The organism is Enterobacter sp. BIGb0383, assembly GCF_003751845.1.
Taxonomy (GTDB): Bacteria; Pseudomonadota; Gammaproteobacteria; order Enterobacterales; family Enterobacteriaceae; genus BIGb0383.
Genome location: NZ_RJKQ01000006.1, coordinates 54,562 through 66,414, shown reverse-complemented (window position 1 = coordinate 66,414; position 11,853 = coordinate 54,562). Strand labels below are relative to the sequence as shown.

Annotated in this window: 8 protein-coding genes; 6 read left to right on the top strand and 2 right to left on the bottom strand. The window is 57.7% G+C overall.

Going from position 1 to position 11,853, the window contains the following annotated elements; all coding sequences use genetic code 11:
- Window positions 1-7 precede the first annotated feature (7 nt).
- The 4 genes from EDF81_RS21945 to flgL all read left to right on the top strand — a co-directional run bounded on the left by EDF81_RS21945 (window position 8) and on the right by flgL (window position 4,744).
- Window positions 8-1,105 carry a flagellar basal body P-ring protein FlgI gene (locus tag EDF81_RS21945; protein WP_123350291.1) on the top strand — a complete coding sequence of 366 codons (1,098 nt, stop codon included), beginning with the start codon at window positions 8-10 and terminating at the stop codon, window positions 1,103-1,105.
- Entirely contained in the window at window positions 1,105-2,052 is a 948-nt protein-coding gene (gene flgJ / locus EDF81_RS21940; protein WP_123350290.1) for a flagellar assembly peptidoglycan hydrolase FlgJ, read from the top strand. The genes EDF81_RS21945 and flgJ overlap by 1 nt, the downstream gene beginning before the upstream one ends.
- Before the next feature lie 75 nt (window positions 2,053-2,127).
- Window positions 2,128-3,777, top strand: coding sequence for a flagellar hook-associated protein FlgK (gene flgK / locus EDF81_RS21935; protein ID WP_123350289.1), 1,650 nt, complete (start codon window positions 2,128-2,130; stop codon window positions 3,775-3,777).
- A gap of 13 nt (window positions 3,778-3,790) precedes the next feature.
- Window positions 3,791-4,744, top strand: coding sequence for a flagellar hook-associated protein FlgL (gene flgL / locus EDF81_RS21930; protein ID WP_123350288.1), 954 nt, complete (start codon window positions 3,791-3,793; stop codon window positions 4,742-4,744).
- An 85-nt stretch (window positions 4,745-4,829) separates the two neighbouring features.
- Here the strand turns inward: flgL and EDF81_RS21925 are convergent, their stop codons facing one another.
- Window positions 4,830-6,047 carry an MFS transporter gene (locus EDF81_RS21925; protein ID WP_123350287.1) on the bottom strand — a complete coding sequence of 406 codons (1,218 nt, stop codon included), beginning with the start codon at window positions 6,045-6,047 and terminating at the stop codon, window positions 4,830-4,832.
- Window positions 6,048-6,156: 109 nt separating this feature from the next.
- On the opposite strand from EDF81_RS21925, the gene EDF81_RS21920 reads away from it, so the two are divergent.
- Window positions 6,157-7,089, top strand: coding sequence for a LysR family transcriptional regulator (locus EDF81_RS21920; protein WP_123350286.1), 933 nt, complete (start codon window positions 6,157-6,159; stop codon window positions 7,087-7,089).
- A gap of 40 nt (window positions 7,090-7,129) precedes the next feature.
- Here the strand turns inward: EDF81_RS21920 and rne are convergent, their stop codons facing one another.
- Window positions 7,130-10,291, bottom strand: coding sequence for a ribonuclease E (gene rne, locus EDF81_RS21915; RefSeq protein ID WP_123350285.1), 3,162 nt, complete (start codon window positions 10,289-10,291; stop codon window positions 7,130-7,132).
- Between the two features lie 573 nt (window positions 10,292-10,864).
- On the opposite strand from rne, the gene rluC reads away from it, so the two are divergent.
- Window positions 10,865-11,818 (top strand): 23S rRNA pseudouridine(955/2504/2580) synthase RluC, encoded by a 954-nt coding sequence (rluC, locus tag EDF81_RS21905; protein WP_123350284.1) that lies wholly within the window; start codon window positions 10,865-10,867, stop codon window positions 11,816-11,818.
- Window positions 11,819-11,853 lie beyond the last annotated feature (35 nt).

Here is an 11,853-nt window from a genome sequence, read left to right as displayed (position 1 = left end):
GGTGACTATGTTTAAATCACTGATTTGTGTTGTGTTGACGCTGGCGGCAACCTTTGCCCAGGCCGAGCGCATCCGTGATCTCACCAGCGTACAGGGCGTGCGTGGAAACTCACTGATTGGTTATGGTCTGGTGGTCGGTCTGGACGGAACGGGTGACCAGACGACCCAGACTCCGTTTACGACGCAGAGTCTTAACAACATGTTGTCCCAGATGGGGATTACCGTTCCCACGGGCACCAACATGCAGCTGAAAAACGTGGCTGCGGTGATGGTGACGGCCAACTTCCCGGCGTTTGCTCGCCAGGGGCAGGGCATCGACGTGGTGGTTTCCTCTATGGGTAACGCCAAAAGTCTGCGTGGCGGTACGCTGCTGATGACGCCGCTGAAAGGCGTTGATAACCAGGTTTACGCCCTCGCGCAGGGTAACATCCTGGTCGGCGGTGCCGGTGCGGCGGCTGGCGGCAGTAGCGTTCAGGTCAACCAGCTTAACGGTGGTCGTATCACTAACGGTGCAACTATCGAGCGTGAGCTGCCGACCCAGTTTGGTGCCGGTAACAGCATTAACCTGCAGCTGAACCAGGAAGACTTTACGATGGCGCAGCAGATTGCTGACACCATCAATCGTCGCGGCGGTTTCGGCAGCGCCACGGCGCTGGATGCTCGTACCGTCCAGGTTCGCGCCTCATCGGGTGCCAGTAATCAGGTCCGTCTGCTGGCCGATATCCAGAACCTGGAAGTCAATGTTCCGGTTCAGGATGCCAAAATCATTATCAACTCGCGTACCGGTTCGGTGGTAATGAACCGCGAAGTGACGCTCGACACCTGTGCTATTGCTCAGGGTAATCTGTCCGTGACGGTTAACCAGACCGCGAACGTCAGCCAGCCGAACACGCCGTTTGGCGGTGGGCAGACGGTGGTCACCCCGCAAACGCAGATCGATATGCGTCAGAGCGGCGGCTCCCTGCAGAGCGTGCGTTCCAGCGCCAACCTGAACAGCGTGGTGCGGGCACTGAATGCGCTTGGCGCAACGCCGATCGATTTAATGTCGATTATTCAGTCAATGCAAACCGCGGGCTGCCTGCGCGCTAAAGTGGAAATCATCTAATGCTGACCGATAGCCGATTGCTCTCCAGTGCGGCATGGGATGCCCAGTCGCTGAACGAACTGAAATCCAGCACCCGACAGGATCCGCAGGCGAATCTCAAGCCTGTGGCCCGTCAGGTGGAAGGGATGTTTGTCCAGATGATGCTGAAAAGCATGCGTGAAGCGCTGCCGAAGGACGGTTTATTCAGCAGCGATTCAACCCGGCTATACACCAGTATGTATGACCAGCAAATTGCCCAGCAGATGACGGCGGGCAAGGGGCTGGGACTGGCGGATATGATGGTGAAGCAGATGACGGCAGCCCAGGGACCGACGGATGAAACCCCGCAGGTGCCGATGAAGTTCGATCTCGAAACGGTGACCAGCTATCAGAATCAGGCGCTGACGCAGATGGTACGTAAAGCCATGCCGAAAGCGCCGGATGGTTCTGATGCCGATCTCTCCGGTGACAGTAAAGACTTCCTGGCCCAGCTCTCGCTGCCTGCGCGTCTGGCGAGCCAGCAGAGCGGGATCCCGCATCATCTGATTCTGGCCCAGGCGGCGCTGGAATCGGGCTGGGGTCAGCGGCAGATTCGCCGTGAAAACGGCGATCCGAGCTTTAACCTGTTTGGTGTGAAAGCGTCTGGCAACTGGAAAGGTCCGGTCACGGAAATTACCACCACCGAATTTGAAAACGGCGAAGCGAAGAAGGTGAAAGCCAAATTCCGCGTCTATAGCTCTTATCTTGAAGCGCTGTCCGACTATGTTGGTCTGCTGACCCGTAACCCGCGCTACGCCGCGGTGACTACGGCATCGACCGCAGAGCAGGGCGCACAGGCGCTGCAGAGCGCAGGCTATGCCACTGACCCGAACTATGCCCGTAAGCTGACCAGTATGATCCAGCAGATGAAATCGATGGGTGAAAAAGTCAGCAAAGCTTACAGCAACGATATCGAAAATCTGTTCTGAAACGTCTCAAGTTCATGGCACTGGTGCCGATAAAGATAATCAAGACTTCAGTCTGAACGAGTATAAGGAATCTCCATGTCGAGTTTGATTAACAGCGCCATGAGCGGGCTAAGCGGAGCCCAGGCTGCTCTGAATACCGCCAGTAACAACATTGCCAGCTATAACGTTGCTGGCTATACCCGCCAGACGACGCTGTTGGGTCAGTCGAACAACACGCTGACCTCGGGCGGCTGGATCGGTAACGGTGTTTACGTGGCCGGCGTGCAGCGTGAATATGATTCGTTTATCACCAATCAGCTGCGCGGTGCGCAGACCCAGAGTGCCGGTCTGACCACGCAGTATGAGCAGATGTCGAAAATCGACAATATTCTCTCTGGCTCAACCAACACGCTCTCCAGCACGCTGCAGAGCTTCTTCTCGACGCTGCAAACCCTGGCCGGTAACGCAGAAGACCCGGCGTCGCGCCAGTCTCTGCTGGGTCAGGCTGAAGGACTGGTTAACCAGTTTAAAGTCACCGACCAGTACCTGCGCGATCAGGATAAACAGGTCAATCTCGCGGTGACCTCCAGCGTTGAGCAGATCAATACCTACAGCAAGCAAATCGCCTCGCTTAACGAGCAGATTTCTCGCCTGACCGCGGTGGGCGGCGGTGCATCGCCGAACGACCTGCTGGATCAGCGCGATCAGCTGGTCAGCAACCTGAATAAAATTGTCGGTGTTGATGTCTCCGTCCAGGACGGCAAGAACTACAACATCACCATGGCGAACGGCTACACCCTGGTTCAGGGCAGCACCGCACGTCAGCTGGCGGCAGTACCGTCCAGCGCGGACCCAACCCGTACTACCGTTGCCTATGTTGATGCCCTGGCCGGTAACATTGAAATTCCTGAGAAGCTGATTACCAACGGTAGCCTTGGCGGCCTGCTGAGCTTCCGCAGCAAAGATCTGGACGGCGCGCGTAACAGCGTCAACCAGCTGGCTATGGCCTTCGGCAGCGCGTTTAACGCCCAGCATAAGCAGGGTATCGATGCCGACGGCGCTGACGGCACCGACTTCTTTAAACTGGGTCAGCCGTATTCTCTGAATAACACCAAAAACGCCGGTAATGCGGTGTTGACGCCGACTATTCAGACGGCAAAAGACGTGACGGCATCCGACTATAAAGTTGCGTTTACCGGCGGGACCTGGCAGGTGACGCGTCTATCCGATAACGCGCCCGTTGCCGCAAACTTCGATGCCGGTGCCGGGACGCTGACCTTCGGCGGAATGGAAGTCTCCATCGCCGGAACGGCCGCCGAAAATGACAGCTTTACCGTTCGTCCGGTCAGCGACACCATTATCAATATGGAACTGCTGATTAAAGACGAATCGAAAATTGCCCTTGGGGTGGACGATGCGGATAACGGCGCGAGCGATAACCGTAACGGCCAGAAACTGCTGGATCTGCAGAAAGACGGCACCCTCGTTGGCGGCAAAAAAAGCTTTAACGATGCCTATGCGACCCTGGTCAGCGAAGTGGGTAACACCACCAAGAGCCTGAAAACCACCAGCACCACGCAGGCCAACGTTGTGACACAACTGAGCAACCAGCAGCAGTCCATCTCTGGCGTCAACCTTGACGAAGAGTACGGCAATCTGCAGCGTTATCAGCAGTACTATCTGGCTAATGCCCAGGTTCTGCAAACCGCCAACGCGCTTTTTGACGCGATACTGGGCATTCGCTAAGGAGTAATGAAAGATGCGTATTAGTACTCAAATGATGTATGACCAGAATATGCGTAGCGTCACCAGCAGCCAGGCCGAATGGCTGAAGAGCGGTGAGCAGATGTCGACCGGTAAACGCGTCGTCAACGCCTCTGACGACCCGGTTGCGGCGGCGCAGGCGGTTGTGCTCTCCCAGGCGCAGGCGCAGAACAGCCAGTATGCGACGGCGCGTGGCTTTGCTTATCAGCGCGTGGCGCTTGAAGATAGCGTTCTGGGTAATGTTGCTACTGTTATTTCATCTGCTCAATCAACGCTGATTCAGGCTAACACCGGCGTACTGGCAGATTCTGACCGTGCTTCTCTGGCCACGCAATTGCAGGGGATTCGCGATCAGCTGATGAACCTGGCCAATACGTCTGATGGCAACGGTCGCTATATTTTTGGTGGCTTTAAAACGGAAGACCCCTCATTCGATCCGGCGACCGGTGTCTATCAGGGCGGAACGAATGCGGTAACCCAGCAGGTTGATGCGGCTCGTTCGATGGTCATTGGTCATACGGGCAAGCAAATTTTTGACAGCATCACCAGTAATGCGACTCAGGAAGCCAACCCTGCGGATACGGAAACCAGTCTTTTTGTCATGCTTGACACGGCTATTGCTGCCCTGAAAACGCCGACTGACGGTGATGCCACCGCACAGGCTGCACAAACGGCGCGTATCGAAAAAAGTCAACGTGGGCTGAAAAACTCACTGGATAACGTTGTTACTGTACGCGCTGAAGTCGGTGTCCAGATGCAGGAACTGACAGCACTGAACGAACTGGGTGAAGACCGTGAACTGGGTCAGAAAGAGCAGATGAGTAATCTGGTTGATGTGGATACCACCGCGGCCATTTCGTCTTACATCATGAATCAGGCGGCGCTTCAGGCCTCCTATAAAGCGTTTAGCGACCTGCAGGGAATGTCCCTGTTCCAGCTGAATAGATAACACGATTGAATCTTCGCTTTAAAACATGCTTCGAAACTGGGTATGTTTTGTCTGCCCGCTCCACCACCCCGGAGCGGGCTTTTTTTTATTCCGCGTGTGAAATTTGTACTCTGGCAAGGCGTGCACTTTCTGCGATGCGGATAGCCAGGGCAATCCCTCCCGTCACCGTTGCCAGTATCACCACGCCCGGCCAGCCTGCCAGGGTATAAAGCTTGCTGCCCACCGCTGAACCCAACGCCATCCCGATAAACACGCCGGTAAACAGCAGAGCGTTAAGGCGGCCACGCGCCTGGGGTTCAAGACCGTACACCAGGTTCTGGTGCGCCACCAGGCTGGACTGCAGGCCAAGGTCAAATCCTACCGCCGACAGCGCAATCAGCACCAGCTGAGCATGCGGCGGCAGTGCGGGGAGGAAGAACATTAGCGCAAAAGAGGCGGTAACCAGGGCTGCACCCAGTTGGGTCACCCGTTCGGCACCGATTTTGTCCGCCAGGCCACCTGCCAGAGGCGCGGCGAGCGCACCTGCGGCCCCGGCAATACCGAACCCCCCGGCAATAGCGCTGCCCATCTGATAGCGTTCCAGCAGCATCACGGCCAGAGTTGACCAGAAGGCGCTAAAGGCAATGGAAAGGAACCCCTGAGCCAGCGCGGCACGGCGCAGAGCCGGGTAGCGCTGCCAGAGCTGAGCCATCGAACGCATCAGTGCCGGGTAACTCAAATCTGACTGGACGGTAAAGTGTGGCAGGACGCGCCACATCAGGATACCGATCAGCGCGATACAGGCCGCCGCAGCCTGATACATGATTCGCCAGCCGAACGCGGCACCGACCAGACCACTGACGGTACGCGACAGCAGGATCCCCAGCAGCAGACCGGTCATCACCGTTCCGACCATTTTACCCTGTTGACCGGCAGGGGCGAGGATCGCCGCCGCCGGGACAATATCCTGTGCCATGGTGGCTGCCATCCCCAGCAGCAGGCTCATCACCAGAAGGGAGTTGAGCTGCCCGGAGAGGCTGCAGGCGAACAGCAGTAAGGCCAGTACGGCGCTCTTGACCAGGATCAGCGTCCGGCGGTCATAGCGGTCGCCCAGCGGCAGCAGAAAGAGAATGCCCAGGGCATAGCCCGCCTGGGTCAGCGTCGGCACCAGCCCCATTCCTTCAACGCTAAGATGCAGATCGTTGCCGATCAGCGGGAGCAGGGGTTGGGCGTAGTAAATTGCGGCAACGCTGGTGCCGGCGCCGAGGGCAAGGATAAAAATTATCCAGCGGGCGGCGGCAGATGGAGCTGTATGGGTCGTCATGGTTGTTTCCTCAACATCAAAGTGAGGCTATTTTTACCCGCCGGACGCTGGCGCGGTAGCCGCTGCGGTGGTAAAACGGTTATACATGTAGCGTATAACTATGGCGATAATGAAAAGAGCTGAGCGTATAGACCGTATTGAGCTGATGCGGACGTTTGTCCGTATCGTGGAGGCGGGTTCCCTGTCGGCGGCGGCAGGGCAGATGGCGACAACCCAGGCGACGATCAGCCGCCGTCTGCAGTCGCTTGAGCTGCTCCTGGGCGCGAAGCTGATCCTGCGTACCACGCACGCCATGAAGCTGACCGATGACGGCGAGCGCTGCTATCAGCATGCGAAGCAGCTCATCGACGGCTGGCTGGCGCTGGAAGATGAGCTCCAGCAGTCCGGGGACGATCCGGTCGGGGTATTGCGGGTGCGGGCACCTCACGCGTTTGGTCAGCAGCAGCTGTTAACGCCGCTGGTTGCCTTTCTCACCCGCCATCCGAAACTGGACGTGGAGTGGATGCTGAATGATAAAGCCGTCGATTTTCTCAGCGACAATATCGACTGTGCGATCCGGGTTGGGGCGGAGATTGACCCGGCCACGGTAACGGTACAGCTGGCGGAGGTGCCCCGCAGCCTGGTCGCCGTCCCGTCACTTGCGGCCTCTCTTGATAACCCTCACGACCCGCAATCGCTCTCCGCACTGCCGTGGATTGCCGTCAGCTCCTTTTACCGGCACCAGGTTGTGCTGACGCATCGGGACGGGCAGCAGACGGCAACCATCGCGATTTCGCCGCGGCTCAGCACGGACAGCATTTACGTGGCGCGTAACAGCGCGCTGGCCGGTCTGGGCGTGGCGATTGTCTCCAGCTGGACCGTGGAAGAGGATATTCGTGAGGGACGCCTGGTTGAGCTGCTTCCCGAGTGGCAGGCGGCACCGCTCCCGGTGCATCTGGTCTATCCGTGGGCGCGATACTATCCGGCGCGTCTGCGTAAGTTTCTCGAGCTGATGCGCGAGGTTATGCCGCAGGTTTCCGGGATGCGTAAATCGCAGGCATAAAAAAACCGGCCATCAGGCCGGTTTTTCAGAGCGCGTTCGCTTAGTCAACAGACTGCGGACGCGTCGCTTCTGCGGTGGCAGTGTGGGTTGCGCTATGGCCACCCGCAGCACCTTTACCCTCGAAGTCGAACGCCGGGCGAACCCAGTCGCTGTGACGCGGTGCTTCCGCGACGTAGGCCGGTGCCGGAGCACGGGTCATCGGCGCGGTGGCGTAACGGGTCGGCGCAGCAACAACAGGTGCAGCAACAACAGGTGCCGCTGCAACAGGTGCCGCTGCAACAGGCTCAGGCTGCGGCTGTACCACCGGCGCTGGCTCAGCGGCAACAACTGGCTCTTCTGCTACCGGTGCTTCGGCAGCCGGTTCAGCAGCGTCAGCGGTCTCTTCAGCAACAACGCGATCCTGCGGTTCAATCAGCTCAGGCTGCTCGTCAACCGGGGCAGCAATCACTTCAGGATGGGCAGTCTCAACGACCGGAGCCTGCGGTTCGCTAACCGGAGCTTCTGGCTCAGCAATGACGGCCTGCTCAACCTGTTCAGCGACAACGGCGTCGTTAACGGTTTCTGCAACCGGCTGTGCGATCTCTTGCTCAACCTGCTCTTCAACAATCTGCTCCTGCTCTTGCTGACGCGGCAGAGAGTAGTTGATCCACACTTTGCCGGAGGCCATTTCAGGTGAGGCACAGGCGATGGACAGCGGCATCGGGGACTGCAGCGGGTAACGCTCGTCACGATAGCGACGACGACGCTGGCCGCTGACGCGCAGATGGCGAGGTGAACGGCGTGAACGACGCGGCATACCTGAGGTATCACGTGATTCTGTGTTTTCATCCTGCTCAACCGGCGTCTCGACGACGGCAGGAAGATCGCGTTTTGCAACTTCCGGCGTGCCGGTCTCAACCTTGTCCTGTACCTGAGCGACGGCAGCGCTTTCGGCTGCGGCATCGGCCTCAGACGTGAAGCGCACTTTCTTGCTCAGCTGACGCGGTTTACGACGCGTCATCACCTGACCGCGGGTTTCCTGATCGTCTTCCTGAACCGCGACCGGCTGCTGTTCGTCAATGGCTTTAACGTCCTGCGACTCCTGACGCTTCTCATCGCTGTTACGGCGACGATTGCGTTCGCGGCGCGGCTGCTGCTCTTCACGTCCTTTGGCCTTCTCGCTATCGTCGGCCTGCGGCTGCTGGCGAGCGTCACGCGTTTCGGCGTTCTGCTGCGGGGCCTGGCGGCGATTACGGCGGTTGTCATCACGACCCTCGCGGCCTTCACGGTTTTCACGACCTTCGCGATTCTCACGGCCTTCGCGGGCTTCACCGCCTTCGGCGCGATTATCACGGCGATCGTTACGGTCGTTGCGGTCACGACGGTTGTTCTGGCGCGGCTTACGGCGTTCCTGAGAACGTTCCTGCTTCTGTTCTTTCTTCTCGGTGACGACTTCTTCAGCCGGTTTGCTTTCCGGCGTACCGGCAAATAGCTGTTTCAGACCACCAAAGAAGCGGCTAAGCAGGCCAGGTGCGGCCGGGGCAGCAGCTGGCGCTGTGGCTGTAGCGGCAGGCGCGTTACGCGGTGCATTTTCAGCCGGCGGTGCTGGCGGTACGTCAGGCATGACGAAAGCGGCCAGGGCTGGCTGCTCCGGAAGCTTACGTTCGGTGCGCTCTTCATCCGACGGCATCGCCATCGCTTCTTCATGCACCTTCGGCAGCAGGTAGCTGAGGGCGGAAATCTCTTCACCTTTACGCACGCGCAGCACGGAGTAGTGCGGCGTTTGCATCTGGTCGTTCGGCACGATCACGCAGCGCACGCCGCCCTGACGGGCTTCGATAGCGCTGACGGCCGCACGTTTTTCGTTCAGCAGGTAGGAGGCTACCGGTACCGGGACGATGGCGTGAACTTCCAGCGTATTTTCTTTCAGCGCTTCTTCTTCGATCAGACGAAGGATAGACAGCGACAGGGATTCGTTATCACGAACGGTGCCGGTGCCGCTACAGCGCGGGCAGACATGATGGCTGGACTCGCCGAGGGACGGGCTCAGACGCTGGCGGGACATCTCCAGCAGGCCAAAACGTGAAATATGGCTGATCTGGATACGCGCACGATCCTGACGCACCGCTTCACGCAGGCGATTTTCCACCGCGCGCTGGTGACGGACCGGCGTCATATCGATAAAGTCGATAACGATCAGACCGCCGAGGTCGCGCAAACGCAGCTGACGAGCGATCTCATCGGCGGCTTCCAGGTTGGTGTTGAACGCGGTTTCTTCGATATCACCGCCGCGGGTAGCACGTGCGGAGTTGATGTCGATGGCGGTCAGGGCTTCGGTGGAATCGATAACGATAGAACCACCGGACGGCAGACGGACTTCGCGCTGGAAGGCCGATTCGATCTGCGATTCGATCTGATAGTGGCTGAACAGCGGAATTTCGCCGCTATAGAGCTTAATTTTGCTGCTGAAATCCGGACGGCCCAGGGCGGCGATATGCTGGCGAGCCAGCTCCAGCACTTTCGGGTTGTCGATCAGGATTTCGCCGATGTCCTGGCGCAGATAGTCGCGGAAGGCGCGCACGATAACGTTGCTTTCCTGATGGATCAGGAACGGAGCAGGGCGGCTGTCGGCGGCTTTCTTGATGGCTTCCCAGTGTTTCATGCGGAAGCTCAGGTCCCACTGCAGCGCTTCGGCAGACTTGCCTACGCCTGCGGTGCGTACGATAAGACCCATACCGTCCGGCAGTTCAAGGCTGGACAGCGCTTCTTTCAGCTCGGTGCGGTCGTCACCCTCGATGCGACGGGAGATACCGCCAGCGCGTGGGTTATTCGGCATCAGCACCAGGTAGCTGCCGGCCAGGCTGATAAAGGTGGTCAGGGCGGCGCCCTTGTTGCCACGTTCTTCTTTATCGATCTGGACAATGACTTCCTGGCCTTCGCGCAGCACGTCTTTGATGTTCGGACGGCCGTGAGAATTGTAGTTAGCTGGGAAGTATTCGCGGGCAATTTCTTTCAGAGGCAGGAAACCATGACGTTCTGCGCCGTAGTCGACAAACGCAGCTTCAAGGCTTGGTTCAATACGGGTAATTTTGCCTTTGTAGATGTTCGCTTTTTTCTGTTCGTGTCCCGGGCTTTCGATATCCAGGTCGTACAGCCGCTGCCCATCAACGAGGGCGACACGCAACTCTTCTTGCTGAGTTGCGTTGATCAACATTCTTTTCATCGTAACTTACTCATTATTCTATCATTGACGATAGAGCTACGGGCATGGTGATGTCTTTCCGGGTGTGAACCGATGGCCTCGTGACTGTGCACGTCGCCAACCTCACGGTTGTCGTACGCTTAAGAGGCGCAAAGTGTCGGTTGCCTGCATTTCATACGGAAACACAGCGCAATTATTCAGGGGGAACAGCCTGGGAACACTCTCCAGAGAAGATTCCATTTACCGGTAAGCACTGCAACCCGCAGCCCGCTAACAATCTGAAAGATCAATACGTCTTATGCCATTGCTGCGTAGATGATCGGACAGATAAAACTGGTCATTCCGTAACATGCTTGTTTTAACAAGAATCAGCACGGAAAACCGCATCATTATTCCATTGCTGGCCTTGTTATAGCAAGATGACTTTTACCATTTATCACCCGGTTACTCACAGTTTTTTCACTTATCCCCGGCTGATTGTTTTAATAACCATCAACTAACGATAAAGCGAGGCTGTAAGAGCAGGGTAAAGATAAATATAAGCACAGAAAAAGGAGTGGCGCTATCTGGCACAGCTAATTAGAATCGCCCCCCATGAAAACTGAGAATCCTTCCGTAAAAATCGTTGCTATTACCGCTGATGAAGCGGGGCAGCGTATTGATAACTTTTTGCGCACCCAGCTTAAGGGCGTGCCGAAGAGTATGATTTACCGCATCCTTCGCAAAGGCGAAGTGCGGGTGAATAAAAAACGCATCAAGCCAGAGTATAAGCTGGAAGATGGTGATGAAGTCCGTATTCCGCCTGTACGCGTTGCGGAGCGGGATGACGAGGCGGTATCGCCCCATCTGAAAAAGGTGGCCGCGCTGGAAGGCGTGATCCTCTATGAAGACGACCATCTGCTGGTGCTGAATAAACCTTCCGGTACGGCGGTACACGGCGGCAGCGGGCTGAGCTTCGGCGTGATCGAAGGCCTGCGCGCCCTGCGTCCGGAAGCGCGCTTCCTGGAACTGGTTCACCGTCTGGACCGCGATACCTCCGGCGTGCTGCTGATTGCCAAAAAACGTTCGGCCCTGCGTTCGCTGCATGAGCAGCTGCGTGAAAAGGGGATGCAGAAAGATTATTTTGCCCTGGTACGCGGACAGTGGCAGTCGCATGTGAAAGTGGTCCAGGCCCCGCTGCTGAAAAATATTCTCCAGAGCGGAGAGCGTATTGTTCGGGTGAACAGCGAAGGTAAACCGTCAGAAACGCGCTTTAAAGTAGAAGAACGCTATGAGAGCGCAACGCTGGTGCGCTGCAGTCCGGTGACCGGACGTACGCATCAGATCCGCGTTCATGCGCTCCATGCCGGGCATCCTATCGCCTTTGACGACCGCTACGGCGACCGCGAGTTCGACGCCCAACTGGCCAACACCGGCCTGAGCCGTCTGTTCCTGCACGCGGCCGCGTTAACCTTTACCCATCCTGGTACTGGTGAAACGCTACGTATGGAAGCGCCGATGGATAACCAACTGAAACGCTGCCTGCAGATCCTGCGCAACGCGAAGTAATCCAGCGTGCGGGCGTTCTGCCCGCACGTTTCCAC

What these genes read in the sequence shown, in the direction of transcription:
- EDF81_RS21945 (WP_123350291.1), top strand. Translation starts at nt 8, where the DNA reads ATGTTTAAATCACTGATTTGTGTTGTGTTGACGCTGGCGGCAACCTTT.
- flgJ (WP_123350290.1), top strand. Translation starts at nt 1,105, where the DNA reads ATGCTGACCGATAGCCGATTGCTCTCCAGTGCGGCATGGGATGCCCAG.
- flgK (WP_123350289.1), top strand. Translation starts at nt 2,128, where the DNA reads ATGTCGAGTTTGATTAACAGCGCCATGAGCGGGCTAAGCGGAGCCCAG.
- flgL (WP_123350288.1), top strand. Translation starts at nt 3,791, where the DNA reads ATGCGTATTAGTACTCAAATGATGTATGACCAGAATATGCGTAGCGTC.
- EDF81_RS21925 (WP_123350287.1), bottom strand. Translation starts at nt 6,047, where the DNA reads ATGACGACCCATACAGCTCCATCTGCCGCCGCCCGCTGGATAATTTTT.
- EDF81_RS21920 (WP_123350286.1), top strand. Translation starts at nt 6,157, where the DNA reads ATGAAAAGAGCTGAGCGTATAGACCGTATTGAGCTGATGCGGACGTTT.
- rne (WP_123350285.1), bottom strand. Translation starts at nt 10,291, where the DNA reads ATGAAAAGAATGTTGATCAACGCAACTCAGCAAGAAGAGTTGCGTGTC.
- rluC (WP_123350284.1), top strand. Translation starts at nt 10,865, where the DNA reads ATGAAAACTGAGAATCCTTCCGTAAAAATCGTTGCTATTACCGCTGAT.